16 protein-coding genes are annotated in these 20,055 nt (G+C 69.6%); 7 read left to right on the top strand and 9 right to left on the bottom strand.

The features are described from left to right. Positions 1-75: 75 nt before the first annotated feature. Positions 76-627, bottom strand: coding sequence for an NUDIX domain-containing protein (locus tag GH747_RS10455; protein ID WP_149769552.1), 552 nt, complete (start codon positions 625-627; stop codon positions 76-78). After that, positions 624-2,159, bottom strand: coding sequence for a zinc-dependent metalloprotease (locus GH747_RS10450; RefSeq protein WP_205602892.1), 1,536 nt, complete (start codon positions 2,157-2,159; stop codon positions 624-626). The genes GH747_RS10455 and GH747_RS10450 overlap by 4 nt, the downstream gene beginning before the upstream one ends. 47 nt (positions 2,160-2,206) lie before the next feature. On the opposite strand from GH747_RS10450, the gene GH747_RS10445 reads away from it, so the two are divergent. From GH747_RS10445 to GH747_RS10425, 5 genes are read left to right on the top strand one after another with little or no spacing between them, the layout of a single operon-like run. After that, positions 2,207-2,632, top strand: a complete 426-nt coding sequence (locus GH747_RS10445) for a molybdenum cofactor biosynthesis protein MoaE (protein ID WP_149769551.1) — start codon at positions 2,207-2,209, stop codon at positions 2,630-2,632. 60 nt (positions 2,633-2,692) lie between these two features. Beyond that, positions 2,693-2,959, top strand: coding sequence for a hypothetical protein (locus tag GH747_RS10440; protein WP_149769550.1), 267 nt, complete (start codon positions 2,693-2,695; stop codon positions 2,957-2,959). Continuing rightward, the gene (locus GH747_RS10435) at positions 2,956-4,005 is read left to right on the top strand and encodes a YlbL family protein (protein ID WP_149769549.1); all 1,050 of its coding nucleotides are present in this window, start codon (positions 2,956-2,958) and stop codon (positions 4,003-4,005) included. Before GH747_RS10440 ends, GH747_RS10435 begins: the two co-directional genes overlap by 4 nt. Then, positions 3,996-4,514 carry a PPA1309 family protein gene (locus tag GH747_RS10430; protein ID WP_149769548.1) on the top strand — a complete coding sequence of 173 codons (519 nt, stop codon included), beginning with the start codon at positions 3,996-3,998 and terminating at the stop codon, positions 4,512-4,514. Before GH747_RS10435 ends, GH747_RS10430 begins: the two co-directional genes overlap by 10 nt. Before the next feature lie 60 nt (positions 4,515-4,574). After that, positions 4,575-7,517 (top strand): UPF0182 family membrane protein, encoded by a 2,943-nt coding sequence (locus GH747_RS10425; RefSeq protein ID WP_149769547.1) that lies wholly within the window; start codon positions 4,575-4,577, stop codon positions 7,515-7,517. Between the two features lie 638 nt (positions 7,518-8,155). On the opposite strand, the gene GH747_RS10420 is transcribed toward GH747_RS10425, so the two are convergent. Continuing rightward, positions 8,156-11,053 (bottom strand): FAD/NAD(P)-binding protein, encoded by a 2,898-nt coding sequence (locus GH747_RS10420; protein ID WP_205602891.1) that lies wholly within the window; start codon positions 11,051-11,053, stop codon positions 8,156-8,158. 155 nt (positions 11,054-11,208) lie between these two features. Between GH747_RS10420 and GH747_RS10415 the strand changes: the two genes are divergently transcribed. Further along, complete coding sequence (locus GH747_RS10415) at positions 11,209-12,498, top strand: chloride channel protein (protein WP_149769546.1); 1,290 nt, start codon at positions 11,209-11,211, stop codon at positions 12,496-12,498. Between the two features lie 256 nt (positions 12,499-12,754). Here GH747_RS10415 and GH747_RS10410 read toward each other — a convergent pair whose 3' ends face one another. The 5 genes from GH747_RS10410 to GH747_RS10390 all read right to left on the bottom strand — a co-directional run bounded on the left by GH747_RS10410 (position 12,755) and on the right by GH747_RS10390 (position 18,112). After that, positions 12,755-14,290: an HAD family hydrolase gene (locus tag GH747_RS10410; protein WP_149769545.1), complete on the bottom strand. Its 1,536-nt coding sequence runs from the start codon at positions 14,288-14,290 to the stop codon at positions 12,755-12,757. Then, positions 14,287-15,531 carry a PucR-like N-terminal domain-containing protein gene (locus GH747_RS10405; RefSeq protein ID WP_163695491.1) on the bottom strand — a complete coding sequence of 415 codons (1,245 nt, stop codon included), beginning with the start codon at positions 15,529-15,531 and terminating at the stop codon, positions 14,287-14,289. Before GH747_RS10405 ends, GH747_RS10410 begins: the two co-directional genes overlap by 4 nt. A gap of 351 nt (positions 15,532-15,882) precedes the next feature. After that, complete coding sequence (locus GH747_RS10400) at positions 15,883-16,509, bottom strand: hypothetical protein (protein WP_149769543.1); 627 nt, start codon at positions 16,507-16,509, stop codon at positions 15,883-15,885. A gap of 242 nt (positions 16,510-16,751) precedes the next feature. Beyond that, a complete protein-coding gene (locus tag GH747_RS10395) occupies positions 16,752-17,378 on the bottom strand; it encodes a hypothetical protein (RefSeq protein ID WP_149769542.1) in 627 nt (208 codons plus the stop codon). A 104-nt stretch (positions 17,379-17,482) separates the two neighbouring features. Further along, entirely contained in the window at positions 17,483-18,112 is a 630-nt protein-coding gene (locus GH747_RS10390; RefSeq protein WP_149769541.1) for a hypothetical protein, read from the bottom strand. A 236-nt stretch (positions 18,113-18,348) separates the two neighbouring features. Between GH747_RS10390 and GH747_RS10385 the strand changes: the two genes are divergently transcribed. After that, positions 18,349-19,350, top strand: a complete 1,002-nt coding sequence (locus GH747_RS10385; RefSeq protein WP_149769540.1) for a hypothetical protein — start codon at positions 18,349-18,351, stop codon at positions 19,348-19,350. A gap of 58 nt (positions 19,351-19,408) precedes the next feature. Here the strand turns inward: GH747_RS10385 and GH747_RS10380 are convergent. Further along, a partial coding sequence (locus GH747_RS10380; protein ID WP_205602890.1) for a hypothetical protein occupies positions 19,409-20,055 on the bottom strand: 647 nt, incomplete at its 5' end.

The raw sequence follows: 20,055 nt of genomic DNA, 5'->3' as shown, positions 1-20,055 counted from the left end.
GGGCGGAGCCGGGACGGGCGCGGGGGGCCGGGGCGGGGGCGGAGCCGGGACGGGACGCGGCAGCGGGGACGGGCGTCAGGCGAGGGCTTGGGCGAGGCGTGACTGCGCCGCGGCCACCAGGGCGCGTACGGAGTCGTCCGTCTCGGGCAGCTCGTCCACGTCGAACCACGCGAGGTCGAGCGACTCGTCGCTCATCGCGGGTACGGCGCCGGCTGCGGCGACCGCGAGCATCTGCACGTCGAGGTGCTGGGCGTCGTCGCGTCCGCCGCAGGTGAGGCTGTGCCGGTCGAGCCGTAGCGGCTCCGCGTCGACCTGGAGGCCGGCGATGCCCGACTCCTCGGTCGCCTCGCGCAGCGCCGCACCGCGGATCGTGACGTCACCGTCCTCGCAGTGCCCACCGGTCTGCAGCCACCGCCGCAGCCGCCGGTGAAGCGTCAGCAGCACCTGCGAGCCATCCGACGACACGATGAGCGCACTGGCCGTCAGGTGATGAGGAAGGCAGCTGCGGTCCAGCGCGTCAGGCCTGTCGCGCAGGAGCGCCAGGTAGTCGTCACGGAGCGTCGCCTGGGCGTCGTCTGGCGCGTCCCAGCCAGACAGCAGGGCGTACGCGTCGGAGTGCAGGCTCAACGATCGGTGCCCGAGGAGTCGTCGCCGGTGTCGTCACCGTCGGCGCCCGGCCCGCCACCCGCGCCACCGTCCGGCTCGCCAGCCGCGTCCCCGCCAGCCGCGCCACCGTCGCCACCACCCGCGCCGCCCTCGAGCAGGTCGGCGAGCGCGGCGTCGAAGTCGGCGTCAGTGGATGCTTCGGCGGCGGCATCGCCATCGCCGTACGCGAAGCCGAGCGGGTCGTCGAGATCCGCGGCGGTCGGCATCAGGTCGGGGTGCGACCAGACGGCGTCACGGGCCTCGGCTCCGCGGTGGTCGCGCAGCGCTGCCCACAGCGCGGCGGCGTCACGAAGGCGGCGCGGCCGCAGCTCGAGACCGACGAGTGCGGCGAAGGTCTGCTCAGCGGGTCCGCCTGCGGCACGGCGTCGCCGCATCGCCTCCCGCAGGGCCGGCGCGCTCGGCATCCGGCCGTCGGTGGCCTGCGTGACGACGTCGTCGACCCAGCCCTCGACGAAGGCGAGGAGAGCCTCGAGTCGGTTGAGCACCGCCTGCTGCTGCGGTGTGCGCTCGGGCTCGAACAGGCCGCCCTGGAGGGCTTCCTGGGCGGCTTCGAGGTTCGTCGGGTCGAGTCCGCGCATCTTCTCCTCGATGGAGGAGACGTCGATCGTCGTGCCGCGGCCGAACTCCTCGATCGTCGAGAGCAGCCGTCCGCGGAGCCACGGGGCGTGCGCGAAGAGACGCTGGTGCGCGCACTCGCGCAGCGCGGCGTACAGGAAGACGTCGGTGTCGGTCTGGTCGAGGCCCTCGCCGAACGCGCGGATGTTCGCGGGGAGCAGCGCCGACACGCCGGCCGGTCCGAGGGGGAGCCCGACGTCGGTGGTGGACAGGACCTCGGTCGCCAGCGTGCCGATGGCCTGGCCGACCTGGCTGCCGAACATGGCGCCGCCGGCCTGGTTGAGGATGCCGACCAGCGGGCCGGCCATTGCCTTGGCCTCCTCGGGGAGCGCGTTGCCCATCGCCGCGACGACGTGCTCGGCGATCGGCTCGACCATCGCGCGCCACGTCGGCATCGTCGACTCGACCCACTCCGAGCGGCTCCACGCCGCCGTGCGGGTGGACGCGGCGGGGATGTCGGTGGCGGTGTCGAGCCAGACCTCCGCGAGACGCATGGCGTCGTCGACCGCGGACGTCTCGGTGCTCAGCGGCGAAGGGTCGGGCTGCGCCACGACCGTACGGCGGGCCACGTCGGTCGCCAGATCCCAGTTCACGGCGCCGTCGTGGGGCGCGAACATGCGCTGCATCTGCTGCATGAGGAGGTTCATGTCCGGCATCTGGCCACCGGACCCGAACATGTCGCCGAACCCGCCGAACAGACCCTCCATCGGAGTCCCCGCGAACGGGTTGTTGCCCGCGGACGAGCCGCCGGCGCCCTGCGAGGGGCCGGGAACCTTGCCGAACCCGATGCCGTGGTCGGGCGTGCGGTCGTCGCCGCTCGGCTTCCCCTCGGGGTCGTCGGGCAGGTCGTCGGGCTGGCGGTCCGCGTCGTCAGGCATGCTTCCAACGTACCCGCGAGGGCCGATGCACCCTAGGCTTGTTCGCCATGAGCGATGTACTCCGGTTGATCGACGTGCGCGACGAGCCTCTCGACATCTCCGAGGTGTACGAAGCGGTGGCCGACGACGGCGCCGGAGCGGTCGTGCTGTTCGTCGGCGCAGTCCGGGACCACGACTCGGGCAAGGAGGTCGACGGGCTCGAGTACTCGGCCCACGCCCGCGTCCTCCCCGTCATGCAAGCACTGGCCGCGGAGGTCACAGCCGGGACGCCCGTACGCGGGATCGCCGTGGTGCACCGGGTGGGCGACCTCGACATCGGCGAGCTGGCGGTGGTCGCCGCGGTGTCGGCTCCGCACCGGCCGGAGGCGTTCGAGGTGTGCCGGACGTTCATCGAGCGGCTGAAGGCGGAGGTGCCGATCTGGAAGCACCAGCTGTTCGACGACGGCACCGACGAGTGGGTCGGGACGCCGTAAGGGTTTCGACTCGCAGGCGCGCTCAACCATCGAGCACGGCAAGGTGCCTAGACTGAGCGGGTGAAGATCCTGCTGTGGCTGGCGGTGCCGCTCGCCGTGACGTCGCTCGCGATGGTGTGGGCTGCGTGGTACGCCCGCCGCGGGGCCGACGATCTGGCGCGCAGCGGCACCCGGGCCGGCCGTTCGTGGGGTCCCGGCGACCCGGCGTACGCACGGTTCAGCGACGCCGTACGCCGCCCGCTTCCCGACGTCGTCCACGCGCGGCAGGCGCCGCAGCGTGCCAGCGGCGTCGTCGTACGCCGTACCGGGGTGAACGGGCACCGATGACTCGACGTACTTCCACCCTGGCTGCGGCCGGGTTGCTGGTCGTGACCTTGTTCGCGGTGGCGATGCTCCTCCCGGTCCCGTACGTCACGATGCGCCCGGGGCCGACGGTCGACGCGCTCGGCGAGTACGAGGGCAAGCCGGTGCTCGAGATCGAGGACGCCAAGACGTACCCGACCGACGGCGAGATCCGCCTGACGACCGTGTCGGTCACCCGCGCCGACTCGCGGGTGAGCCTGCCGCAGGCATTCATCGCGTACTTCAACCCGAAGGAAGCCGTGGTCCCGCGGGACCTCATCTATCCCGAGGGGCAGACGGCGGAGGAGTCGAAGCAGGAGAACGCCGTCCAGATGCAGTCCTCGCAGCTGACGTCGGAGGCGGCGGCGCTGACCGAGGCCGGCTACGAGGTCGAGTCGGTCGTCACGGTCGCCTCGGTCGCCGCGGACGGGCCGTCGGCCGGCAAGCTCGAGGTCGACGACGTGCTGGTGAGCGTGGACGGCGAGAAGGTCACGGGCACCGAGCAGGCGGTGACTCTGGTCTCCTCGCAGGAGCCGGGGTCGGTGATCACGCTCGACGTCCGGCGCGACGGCAAGGCGCAGACCGTCAAGGTCACGTCGGAGAAGTCGCCGGACGACCCGACGAAGGCCCGCATCGGCGTCAGCCTCGGCTCCGACGTCGAGCTGCCGTTCCCGATCAGCAACAACCTGGGGGAGTCGATCGGCGGGCCGAGCGCCGGCCTGGTGTTCGCGCTCTCCCTGTACGACATGCTCACCCCGGGCGCACTCACCGACGGCAAGACCATCGCCGGCACCGGATCGATCGACGCTGCCGGCACGGTCGGTCCGATCGGTGGCGTCCAGCAGAAGCTCGCCGGCGCCGCCGACGCGGGCGCGACCGTCTTCATGGTCCCCGACGGCAACTGCGAAGAGGCGGCGGCCTCGGACGACTTCGGCATGCGACTCGTACGGGTCGCCACGCTGGACGACGCCATCAACGCGCTCGAGAAGCTCTCCGACGATCCGAAGGCCACGGTGCCGACATGCAGCTGATGCCCACGAACCCTCTCCGCGAGACCGCGCTCGAGATCGCCGAGGTGGCGCAGAGCTCCGGCTGGGACCTGCCGCCCCGCCTGTACGCGTTGGTGCGTACGGCGTCGCTGATCGCCGACGAGCCTGCGCTCGCCCGAGAGCTCGGGGTCGGGCCCGACGACGCGGACGACTCGTTCACCGCGGTCGAGCAGGACGAGCTCCCGGGGGAGCGGTCGTTCGAGGACTTCGTGGCCGAGATCGTCTGGCCTCCGCAGGTCGACGGTACGGCGGTGGTGCTGGAGCGCCTGATGCTCCCGCCGGAGGTCGAGGAGTCTCTGCCCGAGGACGAGTCCGTGGTCGACTTCGCCGCCGAGCACCCGGACCGCCAGGAGGTGCGTCTCACGGTGGCGGTCACCCGCGACGGCCAGGCGCACTGCATCGTCGAGGCGCGCGGCAACGACGAGCTCGCCGAGGGCCCGGATCTCGTTCCGGGGCTGGTGTCGATGCTCCGGCAGACGCTTGTGGAGTGACCTGGCACACTGGCATCCCGGAACGCATCCGTGCGCGAGCACACCCACTGAAGGAGACTCGTGAGCGAAGGATCCGCCGCTGCCCGACCTCAGGCTGATGCCGGTCGGCAGGGACGACGTGTCCTCATCCCCACCATCATCACCTTGGTGGCGCTGCTCTTCCTGGGCGCCATCTTCACGGGTGTGTGGACCGACCGGCTGTGGTTCAGCTCGGTCGACTACGCCGGGGTCTTCTCGACGATGCTCAGCACGCGAGTGCTGCTGTTCGTCGTCTTCGGCGTCCTGTTCGCGGGCGTCGTGCTGCTCAACGTCTGGCTCGCCTACCGGTCGCGTCCCAAGCTTCCGGCGATGGCCCGCCCGAACGACCCCGTCGTCCGCTACCGCGAGGCGATCCACCCGCTGCGCAAGCCGGCGATGGCGGCGCTGGGCGTGGTGCTCCTGCTGTTTGCCGGCTCGTCGGCCGCTGGTCAGTGGCGCACGTACCTGACGTGGCGCAACGGAGCGTCCTTCGGCAAGGACGATCCGACGTTCGGCCGCGACATCTCGTTCTTCGTCTTCGACTACCCGTGGCTGCGTTTCCTGACCGCGTACGGGTTCGCGCTGCTGATCGTGTCCGTGCTGGCGGTCGCGTTCGTCTACTACGTCTACGGCGGCATCACGCTGTCGGGCAAGAACCGCCGCATCTCGCGCGCGACGCAGACGCACGTGTCGATCCTCATCGGCCTGATCATGCTTCTGAAGGCCTTCGCGTACTGGCTCGACCGCTTCGGGTTCTCCGTCGACGCGGGCAGCCTGCTCACGGGCATCTCCTACACCGACGCCAACGCACGCATCCCGAGCAAGAACATCCTGCTCGCCGTGTCGCTGCTGTGCGCGCTGCTGTTCTTCGCGAACGCGATCTGGCAGAACTGGCTCCTCCCCGGCATCAGCCTCGCGCTGCTCGTGCTGACGTCGGTGCTGATCGGTGGCATCTGGCCGGCGATCATGCAGTCGTTCCAGGTCAAGCCGGACGAGCCGGACCGCGAAGAGCCGTACATCGCCAAGAACATCGAGGCGACCCGCGACGCGTACGGCATCGCCGACGTCGAGGTGCGCGACTACAACGCCCAGACGAAGCTCACGCCCGAGCAGCTGACCGAGTCGGCGGAGTCGCGCGTCAGCACGCGACTGCTCGACCCGACGCTGGTCTCGCCGGCGTTCGAGCAGCTGCAGCAGGTCCGTGGCTACTACAACGTGCCGCCGACGCTCGACGTCGACCGCTACGAGCTCGAGGGCAACGACGTCCCGCAAGACATCGTGATCGCGGCGCGCGAGCTCGACCTCTCGGGCCTGCCCGACAACCAGCGCAACTGGAACAACGACCACACCGTCTACACCCACGGCTACGGCGTGATCGCGGCGCAGGGCAACCAGCGCGACAGCCAGGGCGAGCCGGTGTGGGTCGAGCGTGACATCCCGCCGGTCGGCGAGCTGAACCTCGACAAGCAGCCGCGCATCTACTTCGGTGAGAACTCTCCCTCGTACTCGATCGTCGGACGCCCCGACGGCGCGAAGCCGATCGAGGTCGACATCCCGCGCGGCAACGGCACGACGGCCGACGCCGACGGCGCCGACGCTGCTGACGCCGACGCCAAGGGCGAGACGGCCACCCAGAACACGTACGACGGCGAGGGTGGCGTCGGCGTCGGCAGCATGTTCCGCAAGCTGCTGTACGCGGTGAAGTTCAGCGAGCCCAACATCGTCCTCTCGGACCGTGTCAACGAGAACTCCAAGATCCTGTACGACCGCAACCCGCGCGACCGTGTCTCCAAGGTCGCGCCGTGGCTGACGATCGACGGTGACCCGTATCCCGCGGTCGTGGACGGCCGCGTCGTGTGGATCGTCGACGGATACACGACGTCGTCGAACTACCCGTACTCCGAGAAGGTCTCCCTCGACGAGGCGACGTCCGACACCCTGACGGGTTCGGGCGCGCAGGCGCTGCTGCCGTCGGACCAGGTCAACTACATGCGCAACGCCGTCAAGGCGGTCGTCGACGCGTACGACGGCACGGTCGACCTGTACGAGTGGGACACCGAGGACCCGATCCTCAAGACGTGGATGAAGGTGTTCCCGGACACGGTGAAGCCGAAGTCCGAGATCTCCGCCGACCTGCTGCAGCACCTGCGCTACCCGGTGGACCTGTTCAAGGTGCAGCGGAGCATCCTCGGCGCCTACCACGTCACCGAGCCGCAGACGTTCTACGAGGGTGGCGAGCGCTGGAAGATCCCCGAGGACCCGACGTCCAAGGGTGCGATCCAGCCGCCGTACTACCTCTCGATCCAGCGCCCCGGCGAGGAGCAGCCGCGGTTCTCGCTGACGAGCGTCTATCTGCCCAACAACCGTCAGAACCTCGCGTCATTCGTCTCGGTGAACTCCGAGGCGAGCGACGCCGAGAACTACGGCAAGCTACAAGTCCTACAGCTGGGCTCTGCCACCACGGTGGACGGCCCGAACCAGGTCGCCAACAAGTTCGAGGCCGACAGTCGTGTCTCGCAGGCGTTGCTGCCGTTCAAGTCGGCCGAGACCAAGGTGCTGTTCGGCAACCTGCTGACGCTCCCTGTGGGCGAGGGACTGCTGTACGTCCAACCCGTCTACATCCGGCGAACCGCGGCCGAAGGCTCGTACCCGGTCCTGCAGTTCGTCATTGCGACGTTCGGCGACGGCATCGGCTTCGGCCAGGACCTCGACGAGGCACTGCGTGTCGCCCTTGGTATCGAGGGGGCACCCGAGCCGGATCCTGACGAAGGCGGCACGGGCGGCGACGGCACCGAGACCCCGGCGCCGACACCGCAGAGTGTCGAGCAGCTGCTCGAGCAGGCCGACGCCGCCTACGCCGCTGCGCAGAAGGCGCTCGAGGAGGGCAACCTCGGCGAGTACCAGAAGCAGGTCGACGAGATGGGCCGTCTGCTCGCCCGGGTCCAGAGCCAAGTCGCGCAGCCGACAGCAACCCCGTCGCCGTAGGTTCTCGCTGGTCGAGGCCATCCCCTTCGCTGGTCGAGGCCATCCCCTTCGCTGGTCGAGGCGCGAAGCGATCGAGACCTGGGGTGGTCGACGCCTTCACTCTCGCTGGTCGTGGCGCGAAGCGATCGAGACCCGGGCTGGTCGACGCCTTCACCCTCGCTGGTCGAGGCGCGAAGCGATCGAGACCCGGGGGTCTCGATCCTCCGCTGGCGCTCCGGCCTCGACCAGCGGGTGTGGACCCGGGGGTCTCGATCCTCCGCTGGCGCTCCGGCCTCGACCAGCGGGTGTGGTTGGTCGAGGCGTTCACCCTCGCTGGTCGAGGCGCGAAGCGATCGAGACCTGGGGTGGTCGATGCCTTCACCCTCGCTGGTCGAGGCGCGAAGCGATCGAGACCTGGGTCTCGATCCTCCGCTGGCGCTCCGGCCTCGACCAGCGGGGGTGGACCCGGGGGTCTCGATCCTCCGCTGGCGCTCCGGCCTCGACCAGCGGGGGTGGACCTGGGGTCTCGATCCTCCGCTGGCGCTCCGGCCTCGACCAGCGGGGGTGGACCCGGGGTCTCGATCCTCCGCTGGTGCTCCGGCCTCGACCAGCGAGGGGGTTTCTGGCGCTCCGGCCTCGACCTGCGGGGCCGGCGGGCGCTATACCGTCACGCCGCCGACGAGCAGCGACGACCGCCGCCGCGCATCCAGCAGCGACGGCCGCCGGTGCAGGCGCGCATCGAGCAATGCGTGCGCCCGCTCGGCGTGACCCGCGCTGACGAGGCAGAACAGCAGGGTCTCCTCGACGATCTCGCGCTGGGCCGCGGACCCTCCGACCTTCGCGAGCACCGGCACGGTGTCGTCGAGCAGCGTCGCGGCAGCGTCCCACCTGCGCTCGGCAGCAGCGAGCAGGGCGTCGCAGACGGTCGCCACGACCGTACGCATGGTGGCATCGTCTGACCGCCGGCAGTGCTGGGCGAGGGCGGCGAGGCGTGCCGGCTGCTCCGACGCGGCGAGGGCGATGGCGGCGTGGAGCGCGACGAACGGCGTCTCCGGGCGCTCGACCATGATTGGGTCGACCGCTTCGAGGACGCTGCCGATGGGCGGCGGGGCGGACTCGCCGGTGAACGCGTTGCCGGGAGCGTCGGGTACGCCGTGGGTCACGGCCGCGTCCCAGTCGGAGGTGGTCAACCGCCAGCGCCACAGCAGCGAGGCGGAGTCGATGAGTGCACGGACCCCCGTGACGGCCGGCGGCGCGAGCTGCGAGTAGTAGCGGCGGCGTACGGCCTCGGTGTCGCCGAGCGCGAGCTCGTGCAGCGCGGCGTGCCACGAGAAGTGTGCGCGGTGGCTGGCGGACCGGCCACTCTCCGTCACCCAGTGGTCGAGCCAGACGCGACCGCCTTCGTGCTGCCCCGTTTCGTACATGACGTGGGTCTGCGCGTGGACGGCGTGCCCGGACGACGGCTCGCACGACAGCGCGCTCTCCGCGAGGAGCCCGGCCTCTTCGAACCGGAACTGGTCCTGGCGGGTGAAGGCGAGCAGCGAGATGTACCACCAGTGGTCCCCGTACGCGGGGGCGAGCCCCTCGACGAGGTCCCACGCCTCCTGCTGGACGTCGGTGACGCCGGAGAAGGCGATGGTGGGGACGGCGGCGGAGACCGCGAGGATGTCGCGCGGGTGTCCGGCGATGTGGTTCATGAGGGCGCGCGCTCCCTGGTGGCGTACGTCCTTGACGCGCTGCGCGACGACGTCGACGAGGCTGCGTTCGCGTTCGTCGCCGCGCTTGAGCACGGCCTGCAGCGCGGCTTCGAGCGAGGCCTGGACGTCGGCGTCGGCCCCGGCTTCGTGACCGAGGAGCGCGAGGGTCGCGTGGCCGAGCGCGAAGTCGGGGTCGAGCGCGACGGCCTCGCGCAGCGGGACCTCGACGTCGTCCTGGAGACGCATGAGGCGTTCGAGTCCGGCGTTGTACGCGGTCGCCGCCTCGGCCGTCGTCGAGATGGGCAGGCCGAGCGGGTCGCGGGGGCGGGCCGCCGGGTGGTGGCCGCTGACGATCCGGCCGTCGGCGAGTCGTCGGGGCAGCGGTGCGATCGCGTCGAGGACGGCGGTCGAGACGGCGAGCGCCTGGCTGCGGATCTCGGGAACCGCGGTCGACTCCCACAGCTCGCCGCGTCGCAGGGCGCCGAGCGTCCAGAGCGGCGCGTCGGTGCGACCCTCGGAGTCGATGAGGCGGCCCTGCTCGGTGACGAACCCCATCCCGGCCATCGACACGACCGCGGTCGAGGCGCCGCCGCGCGGACGCAGGAGGTCGTCGAGGAACGGGTCGCCGAGGAGCCGGATGTCGGCCTGCGGCCCCGTACAGTTCACGACCCAGCCCACGTCGTACGAGGTGGTCTCCGAGACGCCTCCTTCGCTGGCCGCGTCCGGTGCCTCCCCCTCGCTGGTCGAGCGAGCGGAGCGAGTCGAGACCGTCACGCGCAGCCCGCCGGTCGGCAGTGGCTCGGCCTCGACGACGGAGCCGGGGGAGAGTACGAGTCGTCCGGTGTCGCGGAGCCCGTCGACGAGAGCGGCGCTCGAGGGTGGCATGCGGTGTCGGAGGACGTTCCAGGCGCCGGCGTCGGACGCGAGGAACTCGGCGCGATCCTCGTTGCTGAGCCGCCCCCAGAGCGTGGCGATCTGGAACCGCAGTCCGTCGACGGCGGGACGCCAGTCGCCGCTGTCGCGCTCGACCGTCTCGAGGTGGCGTCGGACCTGCGCGCGGATGTCGGCCAGCGAGCTGCCCCACTCGGACACGTCAGGGATCGCCGCGAGCTTGAGCTCTGGCACATGCGCTCGGGGGAGGCGCCCGTTGCGGGAGATCGCATGGACGACGCGGTCCGAGCGGTTCGCCTGGTCGGTGAGCGAGAGCGTGACGTCGACCATCGTGAGGCCGGTGCCGACGAGGAGGACGTCGCCGGGGCCCGAGCGGTCACGGCGTACGACGTCGAGCGCGCCGGCTGCCCACGGGTCGGGGACGAAGAAGGCCGAGGATCGCAGCGACTCGGGTGCCCAGGCGTGTCCGGCGGCGGGGAGGCCTGTGGCGACGACGACCGCATCGGCCTCGAGCTCGCGGCCGTCGCTGGTGGCGACGACAGCGCCAGACCCGGTACGGCGGAGGCTGACCGCGCTCGCCCGGACGTGGTGCAGCGAGGCGAACTCCCCGGGCGGGCCTTGGTAGGTCTCGGTCAGGGTCTCGTCGAGGTAGCGGGCGTACTGGCGGCGCCGCGCGAACGTCGCCGGGTCTCCGCCGTCGGTCTCCTCGCGGGTGCGCCAGCCGACGAAGTGGGCGGGGTCTTCGGGGAGCGCGCTCATGCCGGCGGCGGGGACGTTGAGGAGGTGCTGGTCGTCGAGCGTGCCGAACGAGGTGCCGCGTCCCCACCGGTCGGCGGGGTCGACGAGGACGACGTCGATGCCGGTGGAGCGTCGGCCCGCGGTCCGGGCGAGGTGCAGGGCGACGAGTGTGCCTGCTGCGCCGGCTCCGACGATGACGATGGTCGGTCGGGTGCTGCGGGTGGTCGACAAGGGGTCTCCTCGACGGCGGGATCACGGACTCGGGTAAGTGTAGTAACGAAGTCTAGTTTGACGCAGGAGGTTGTCCCCACAGGGTGCCTCCGCGGGGTGACACGCGCGAGCCGTTTGTTGCCAGCGTGTCGCGGGCAGTCAGCGGAGGTGCGACGATGGCGACCATGACGGGGGCCGAGCAACCGGGCACACTGCCGATCGCGCCCCTTGCGCGGTCTCGTGACTTCTGGGTTCTGATCAGGGACGCCGTCGTGTTCGGCGTCGTGCTCGCCTTCGGTGGACTCGTGTTCCTCGCCATCGTCGAGAACGGCGACTTCTGGGGGGATCCGCAGAGCAACGGCTGGTGGGGCGGCAGTTGGTGGTGGATCGCAGTCACGGCGGGGACCGGGCTGATCGTCGGGCTCATCCGTCATTTCCTGCACATGCCCGCGCACACCCCAGGGCTCATCGACGAGCTCGAGGAGGAACGCGTCGAGCCGCGCAGCGTGCCCGGCACCGTCGCGGTGTCGGCGATGTCGCTCGTCGGCGGGGCCAGCCTCGGGCCGGAGGCTGCTCTCGGCTCGATGGGCGGAGGGCTGGGCACGTACGTCGGCCAACGGCGTACCGATCCGGACATGCAGAAGGCGACGATGCTCACCGGCACCTCGGGGGCGTACGGCGGTCTGCTCGCGTCGCCGATCGTGGCGACGCTGCTCGTGCTCGAGATGGCCAAGCCGCACAGGCGTCGCTTCACCCACGTCGTGTTCGGCTCGCTGGTGTCGTCGACGGTGGCGTTCGCGATCTTCTACCCGATCGCGGGGACGACGTTCCTCGGCATCTACGACGTGTCGTCGTACGACTTCAAGGACTGGTACCTCCTCGCGGGCGTGGGGCTCGGCCTCGCCGCGGCGGTCGGCGCCCTGGTCCTCGCGGTGATCACCGGGATCGTACGCAAGCTGGTCGCGCCGCTGGCGGAGCGCACGATCCTGCGTCCGGTGATCGGCGGGGTGGTGTTCGGAATCGTGGCCGTCGCGCTCCCTCTCACGTTGTTCACCGGCAGCGACCAGCTCAGGACCGTGCTGGGGTCAGGCTCGGGCCTCGGGGCCGGATTCCTCTTGCTGGTCGTGCTGGCGAAGATGATCACGTTCTCCGTCTGCATGGAGTCGGGCTTCATCGGGGGACCGTTCTTCCCGATGCTGTTCATGGGCGGGACGTACGGGTACGCGATCCACCTCCTGATCCCGGAGCTTCCCGTGGCGCTGGCCTTCAGCTGCGTGTTCGCCGCGCTCCCGGGGGCGATCGTCGCCGCGCCCTTCACCCTCGTGATGCTGGCGGCCCTGATGATGAACCTCGGCGCTGTGGAGACCGTGCCGATCGCGCTCGCGGTGCTCACGTCGTACATCGCGGTGACGGGCTCGGGAGTGCTCGTCGCGATGGCGAACCGCCGCAAGCCCTCCGCTGGTTGAGCGACCCCCCTCGCTGGTTGAGCGACCCCCCCTCCGCCAGCTGAGCTCCTCCCTCCGCTGGTTGAGCGAGCGAAGCGAGTCGAAACCCCCTCACCCCACGAGGGCGCTCGCCGTCACAGCAACCGCGTACGGCCCGCTGTGCAGACCGGCGGTGGTCATGGTCGTCATCGCAGGGTGCCTCCTCGGGCGTGGGCCACACGCTAGCGACGTCGAAGGACACCGCGACGGGCCATGACCGCAGCCTGTGGACAGCGCGTCAGACGCTGAACCGGCGCAGCCGCGCCGCGCTCGCCAGCACGATGAGCGAGCTTGCCGCCAGTGCGAGGGAGGCCCCCATCGGCGGGAGCAGCCCGACAGCGGCGACGGCGACCGCACCCGCGGTGTACGCGGTGGCGACCCGCAGCGTCGAGCGCGACTGGGTGTCGATCGTCCGAGCGAGCGAGAGCGCGGTGACGGCTTCGGCGACGTCGCCCTCGGCGAGGGTCACGGTGACCGGGGCGGGTGGGTCGCCCACGGCAAGGACCAGCTCGACGGAGCTCGACTCGGCGTCCTCCGGTGCGTCGGCGAGAAGGGCGACGGCGCGGCCCTCGTTTCGCAGGTCGGAGACGAGGTCCGCCGTGGTCGTCGGCCCGGCTTCAGCGACAACCCGGTCGATGCCGAGCTGCTCGGCGAGATCCTTCGCGGTGAGCGGATCCGCCGTGGTCACGAGGACGGGGTCGACCCCGAGCGTGCGCAGCGCGGCGACGGCGGGTGCCGAGGTCGGGCGTACGGCGTCGACGACCGTGATCGTCCCGAGCGGGCGTGCATCGACCTCGACGCCGACCGTGATGCCCACCCGCTCGGTCGCGTCGATGCCGACCCAGTCGGGGCGCCCCACGCGGACAGGATGGCGGTCCACGGAGCCGCTCATGCCGAGTCCCGGGTGCGTCCGGACGCCGGAGAGGCGGCCACGTGCCGACAGCTTGGCGATGGCCTTGCCCACAGGGTTGTCGGAGGCGTGCTCGAGCGCACCTGCGAACCAGCGGATGTTCCGTTCGTGGTCGGAATGCACCGGGTCGACGGATGCGACACGCTTGCCGGTCGCGAAGGTCCGCAGGCCGTCGAGCACGAGGGTGTCGATGCGCTGGCTGACGGCGAGTGTCGCGGCGTCGTCGATGGCGACGCCGAGTGCGTCGCCGCGTCGGGTGCCGAACCGGTACGCGGCCGGGAGGGCGAGGCCGACGGCTCCGGGACAGGCCGCGATGGTGACGGCGACACCGGCGGCGAGCGCGCGGGTGGGCCGGGCGTCGATCGCGATCCACACTCCGACGGTCGCGACGGCCACGGCGAGAGCGGCGGGAACGAACCACCGCGGCACGGGTGTCGGCCCGACGGCCGCCTCCCGCCGTATCCCGTGGCACGCGAGGATCACGACACCGACCACCGCTGCCACGCCGAGGTCGAGGGTCGGTCCGCCTGCGGCAAGCGCGCCGATGGACCACGCGCTCGCGACGACGACGGCGACGAGCGACAGGGTCACCAACCCGACTCGTCGGTGACGCACCTCGCCCGTGAGCTCAGCGCGGAGCGACCAGACGCACCACAGCGAGACGGCGCTCCCTGCTGCGACCACGACCTCCCGCCAGGAAGGAAAGCGGACCACCGGTGTGGAGCAGAGCAGCACGACGCCGACGGCGACGACGGCGACCGCACCGAGCGCCATGCGTGCCGCCGGCGAGGCCGACGGTCGGTGCACAGCCAGGCGCGTACGCCGGTCGTGCGGCGCGCGGGTATCGGTCGGGGCTGTCGTCACGAAGGCTCCTCGTTGAGGTAGCGCTCGAAGTCGCTCTGGTCACCGGCGACCCACAGCGGCACGCTCGCCTTGAGCACGAGCGTGAGTTGGACGACGAACTCCGGGTCGTGCAGCGCCTCGCCGAACAGCTCGTTGATGCGCTTCCACCGGTAGCGCACCGTCTGCGCGTGCACGCCGAGGCGTGCGGCGATCGCGGGGGCACTGTCGCGGGTCTGCAACCAGTCGAGGAGGGTCTCGGAGAGGATCTCCCGGGAGTTGGGGGACTCGGCGAACAGGGGCACGAGGAGCTCTTGCGCCATCTGGCGACGCAGCGCTGGTTCGGAGTGGAGCCACAGCATCGTGCGGTAGTCGACGCACTCGATGACGTCGTCAGCGGAGATGATGCCCTTGTCGGCGAGCTCGAGTGCGCGCAGTGTCCACCGCTGTGCGTCGCCGACGTCGCTGGTCGCGACCTTCCAGCTCGCCGCGATTCGGATCGTGGGCACCATGCCTCGCAGCTCCCCGATGACCGCGTCACGATCGTCGGCGGAGCAGAGGTACGTCGCAGGGCCAGGCGACGGGTGCATGAGGACGTCGGTCTCGGAGTCGACCAGCTCCGGCATCTCGTCGCCGTCGGCAGTGTCAGCGCTCAGGACGACGAGTCGCGACGGGATCGTCCACGCGGCAGCTGTGGCGAGGGCATCGATCTCATCCTGCCCGGCTTGATCGAGCAAGGCTTCGGTCAGGCGTCGACGGGCCGCGCCGACGTCGCTGGCCTGCGCTCGGCGGGTGGCGTCGTAGCCGATCGTGACCTGGTTGCTGAGGTGGTCGAGGTAGCCGAAGACGTCGTCGCCGATCTTGCCGAGCACGTCTGCCGACAGGTGGTGCTTCGACGCGATGGTGCGGAGCTCCGTCCATGCCTCTCGGCCGGCGATCTGGAGCGCCTCGCGGATCGCGGTCAGGTCATGGCCGTCGACAGCTTCGGCGTGGCCCATCCGCCGGAAGAGATCGTCGACCCGTGCGCCGGTCGACGACGGCTTGCCGAGCACCATGTCGAGGAAGTGGCTGATCGCCCCGGTCGCGGCAGTGGTGATGAGCTTGTGGCGGCGGCCGGAGGCAGGCCCTGCGAAGGCGGGCACCTCGCGCTGGATCTTGCCGGAGATCCGCTCGACCAGACCGTCGAGTGTCGGTTTGACGAGGTTGACGAGGCCGGGCGGGATCTCACCCGGCGAAAGCGCGTGGTCGGCCCCAGCCTCGATCATGCCGGGGTCCTCGTGCTGGCTTGATGGTGATCCATGGCTGGGCCGCCCCTCCTGCGGTGTGCCGTGCATCACATGTCCTATCACAGAGAAACGACGTTACGGTCCCGCAGGGCGCCGAAAGGAGGGAGGGTATCCGGCTGCCCTGCGGGGCGTAGGACAAGCAAATCAGCGCATTCTCGAGCCTGCTAGGTGATGCGCCGGATTGGGGCAGGACTCGGACGGATATCCCAGATGCACCGCGGTCCGGGCACGATCGTTGGGATCGCTATCCCACCGCACCTGGTCGAGACGCGGGTCGGGGGTGGTGCGAGCGTCGCTCGCACCACCCCCGGGTCGCGGTTTCGTGGTGGGTCAGGGGTTGGTGGCGGAGATGAACTTGGCGTTGGTGACGGCGAGGGTCATGTTGCCGTCGCCGGGGACGAGCTGGTTGATGATGAGGGTGTTGAGCAGGCAGTGCTCGAAGTCGCCGATGGTGAAGGATCCGGCGAGGTTGCCGCCGTTGGCGATGTTGAAGATCTCGCCGTCCGGGGTGTTGGCCGAGAGGGTGACCGGATCCTTGGTGCGGCAGTTCGACCCGACGGGCGAGGGGATGCCGGCGATGAGGACGTTGGAGAGGCGGATGTAGTACGAGGCGGTCGAGTCGACGCGGGCGATGTTGCCCACACGGACGACTCGGCCGCTCAGTGGTGCGGCCTCTTCGAAGTTGACCTGTGCCTTGATCGGCAGGAAGCCGAGGACGTGGAACTTGGTGTCGGCGGGGGAGATCGGCATGTGGCCGGTGAAGGTGCCGTCGGCGCCTTGGATGGCGAGCTGCATCTTGGTGGGCTTGATCCACAGGTCGGAGTCGGTGGAGTGGATGTGGGTCCAGCCGTTGGCGTCGTACTCGTAGTTGAGGGTGACTGCGTTGGCGGGTACGGCGGTGAGCAGGGTCAGCGCGGCGGCTGCGGCCGTCACGGCGAGGGCACGGAACTTCTTCATGGATGGCTCCCTAGGGTGTGTTCGAGATCAGCGCACGCAGCGGACGCTGCATGGTGAGAGCCCATCAGAGAAGTGATGGAGATCGCACAGGCAACGGTGCATCTGCAGACAATCCCGGATGAATACACGACTGCGGGGCAGTGGGGCGCCCATGCCTCGGATAGTTGTCCGATGCCGAGACGCAGGTCGGGGGTGGTGCGAGCGTCGCTCGCACCACCCCCGGGTCGCGGTTTCGTGGTGGGTCAGGGGTTGGTGGCGGAGATGAACTTGGCGTTGGTGACGGCGAGGGTCATGTTGCCGTCACCGGGGACGAGCTGGTTGATGATGAGGGTGTTGAGCAGGCAGTGCTCGAAATCGCCGATGGTGAAAGAGCCGGCGAGGTTGCCGCCGCTGGCGATGTTGAAGGCCTCACCGGCCGGTGTGCTGACGCTCAGCGTCACCGGATCCTTGGTGCGGCAGCTCGACCCGACGGGCGAGGGGATGCCACCGATGAGGACGTTGGAGAGGCGGACGTAGTACGAGGCGGTCGAGTCGACGCGGGCGATGTTGCCCACACGGACGACTCCGCCGTTCAGCGGTGCAGCCTCTTCGAAGCTCACCTGTGCCTTGATGGGCAGGAAGCCGAGGACCTCGAACTTGGTGTCGGCGGGGGAGATCGGCATGTGGCCGGTGAAGGTGCCGTCGGCGCCCTGGATGGCGAGCTGCATCTTGGTGGGCTTGATCCACAGGTCGGAGTCGGTGGAGTGGATGTGGGTCCAGCCGTTGGCGTCGTACTCGTAGTTGAGGGTGACTGCGTTGGCGGGTACGGCGGTGAGGAGGGTCAGCGCGGCGGCCGCGGCCGTCACAGTGAGGGCACGGAACTTCTTCATGGGGGATCCTCTGGGTTGGGGTGTGGACGTGGGATGGATGGATCGACAAGGGCGGATGCGGAACAGTCGTCCGCATCCGCCCCTGGTTTCTGCCTAGATCAACGTCAGGTGATGTTGATCGGCCAGGCAGCGTTGGTTGCCGGGTTGGCCAGGTCGTACGTGCCGCTGAACGTGGCCGGGTCGCCGTTCGCGATGAGGCCGAGGCAGCCGCCGGTCATGTTGCTCACTGTGAGGCTGCTGCTGGTGATCGTCAGGTCCTGGGTTCCCTCGTCGAACGAGCCGTTGACGGAGCCGTTGACGTCGAAGGCACAGGTGGTGCCACCGACGGCGTCGACGACGTGCGCAGCGATGTTGGTGATGGTGCCGTTCCAGACCGTGGGGCCGCCGCCGGTGATGGACAGGTTCCAGCCGGCTGCCGTCGTCACGGTCATCGGCAGACCACCGGGGCCGGTGCAGCCCGTGAAGCCGATGCTCGAGATGCTGGCGTGCGGGTTGGCGACGGATGCGCCGACCTTGAGCGACCCCGTGCCGTTGGACGAGGTGCAGCCCATGCTGACCAGCGGGACGTCGAACCCGATCGCCCCGACCGAGGTGAACTTCACGCTGGCCGGGTTGGGGGTGTAGCCGCCGTTGACCTTGATGTCGTAGTTGACGGCGTGGGCGGCCGTGGCGGCTCCGCCGACGAGTGCGATAGCGCTGGCCGTGACGGCCGCGGCGCGGATGAGGTTCTTCACGGGATCTTCCTCCTGTGACTCGCTGCAGCGGGGTCGCTGCGGTGTACGACTGACCTCACCAGATCGGCACGTGATCCACATCACCCGCGGATCCGGATGAATCCACCGCATCAGCCGTGTGGAAGCTCCAGGTTTCGGATTTTCGTCTGAATCAGAGATCAGACATTTGTCCGAGTTGCTGGCCGGATTGGCCGGATGCGTTGAGGGAGGCGCCGTCTCCATGCGAGCGTGGCTCCATGAACGTGAGTGTCAGCCGCCGGGTGCGCCGTGTGATCGGGTTGGCGGCCGTCATCTTCCCGCTCCTTGTCGGGGGGATCGCCAGCGCTGAGCCTGACGCCGAGTTCCCCAACCTGCCGGCAACTCGCCTCGACGCATTGAGAGGAGGTGGGGGCACCGCGCTCGCGTTCGTCACGCCTGCGCAACAGTGGGTGAGGGCGACCAAAGTCCCGATGGCGGCAGACATCGTCACCGTCACTACACCTCCAGACGTGCTTTGCCGCGACTACTTCAAAGCATCGGACTGCCAACTAGCTCCCGGTGCGACCGCGCGCATCATCGCCGACGCGCTCGCGTACCCCACGAATCATGCGACGCCCATTGCAGAGTCGACGTTCTTCGACTTTCCCGCGATCACGGTACGAACCGTCGCATTCGGCTCGGTCCCAGTTACGGCGACTGCGGAGATTCGCTTGCCAGCGGACGCCGACGGCCTACCGGTCGGATTGAGTGCGACCACCATCATCGACAGCTATCTGAATGGCACAGGGCCCTGTCCAGTGAAGTGCATCGGCGCGGGTGTAGTGAATCCTGCCTATGACCATGTCCAAGACACCTCGGTTTCTGGCGAGGTGGACCTACGGATCCGCAACGTGACTATCGACGGCCGCGCCGTGAACGTGGGAGACCGTTGCTGGGCGCGGGATGCACGCCTGGAAGCGCTCGGGAAGGGGTACTTCACAGACATTGAAGGAACCGAGTACTACCCAAACGTGCCCAACGTCCCCATCGGCAGCTACTACGCCGCGATGGGTGGAGAACTCAACGGGACGCTGGACGTTCCACTATTCAGCGGATGCGGCTCAGGGAGCGAAGACCTGAGTCCCATGATCTCTACTCTCGCGTCGGGCAAGGGTTTCCCGCTCAAGATGTTCCAGTCGGCCATGACCGGGCTTGGCTGCCCCCGTGACGAGTCCACCTGCAACTACCCGAAGCCCTACCCGTTCCCGTCTCGAGATTGATCTGCTGTACGAGCTGTGAGCCGCCCTGCGTCCTGTCAAGGACGCAGGGCGGTCCTCGTCACGAGATGTCGATCGGCCACGTGAGGCCAGTTGCCGGGTTGGTGACGTGGTAGGTGGCGGCGGTCGTAAGCGGGTCGCCGTTCGCGATGAGGCCGAGGCAGCCGCCGGTCATGTTGCTCACTGTGAGGCTGCTGCTGGTGATCGTCAGGTCCTGGGTTCCCTCGTCGAACGAGCCGTTGACGGAGCCGGTGACGTCGAAGGCACAGGTGGTGCCGCCGACGGCGTCGACGACGTGTGCGGCGATGCCGGTGATGGTGGCGTTCCAGACCGTGGGGCCGCCTCCAGTGATGCTCAGGTTCCAGCCTGCCGATGTGGTCACGTTCATCGGTAGGCCACCGGGCCACGTGCAGCCTGTCAAGGCGAAGCTCGAGATGCTGGCGTGCGGGCTGGGGACGGATGCGCCGACCTTGAGTGACGCCATGCCACTGGACGAGGTGCAGCCCCAGCTGATAAGCGGAGTGGATAGACCGACCGCCCCGACCGAGGTGAGCTTCACGTTCGCCGGGTTGGGGGTGTAGCCGCCGTTGACCTTGATGTCGTAGTTGACGGCGTGGGCGGCCGTGGCGGCTCCGCCGACGAGTGCGATAGCGCTGGCCGTGACGGCCGCGGCGCGGATGAGGTTCTTCACGGGATCTTCCTCCTGTG

The organism is Mumia xiangluensis (genome assembly GCF_010994095.1).
Lineage (GTDB): Bacteria > Actinomycetota > Actinomycetes > Propionibacteriales > Nocardioidaceae > Mumia > Mumia xiangluensis.
This window is presented reverse-complemented; position numbering and strand designations above follow the sequence as displayed.

What these genes read in the sequence shown, in the direction of transcription:
- GH747_RS10450 (WP_205602892.1), bottom strand. Translation starts at nt 2,159, where the DNA reads ATGCCTGACGACGCGGACCGCCAGCCCGACGACCTGCCCGACGACCCC.
- GH747_RS10445 (WP_149769551.1), top strand. Translation starts at nt 2,207, where the DNA reads ATGAGCGATGTACTCCGGTTGATCGACGTGCGCGACGAGCCTCTCGAC.
- GH747_RS10435 (WP_149769549.1), top strand. Translation starts at nt 2,956, where the DNA reads ATGACTCGACGTACTTCCACCCTGGCTGCGGCCGGGTTGCTGGTCGTG.
- GH747_RS10430 (WP_149769548.1), top strand. Translation starts at nt 3,996, where the DNA reads ATGCAGCTGATGCCCACGAACCCTCTCCGCGAGACCGCGCTCGAGATC.
- GH747_RS10415 (WP_149769546.1), top strand. Translation starts at nt 11,209, where the DNA reads ATGGCGACCATGACGGGGGCCGAGCAACCGGGCACACTGCCGATCGCG.
- GH747_RS10405 (WP_163695491.1), bottom strand. Translation starts at nt 15,531, where the DNA reads ATGATCGAGGCTGGGGCCGACCACGCGCTTTCGCCGGGTGAGATCCCG.
- GH747_RS10400 (WP_149769543.1), bottom strand. Translation starts at nt 16,509, where the DNA reads ATGAAGAAGTTCCGTGCCCTCGCCGTGACGGCCGCAGCCGCCGCGCTG.
- GH747_RS10395 (WP_149769542.1), bottom strand. Translation starts at nt 17,378, where the DNA reads ATGAAGAAGTTCCGTGCCCTCACTGTGACGGCCGCGGCCGCCGCGCTG.
- GH747_RS10385 (WP_149769540.1), top strand. Translation starts at nt 18,349, where the DNA reads ATGAACGTGAGTGTCAGCCGCCGGGTGCGCCGTGTGATCGGGTTGGCG.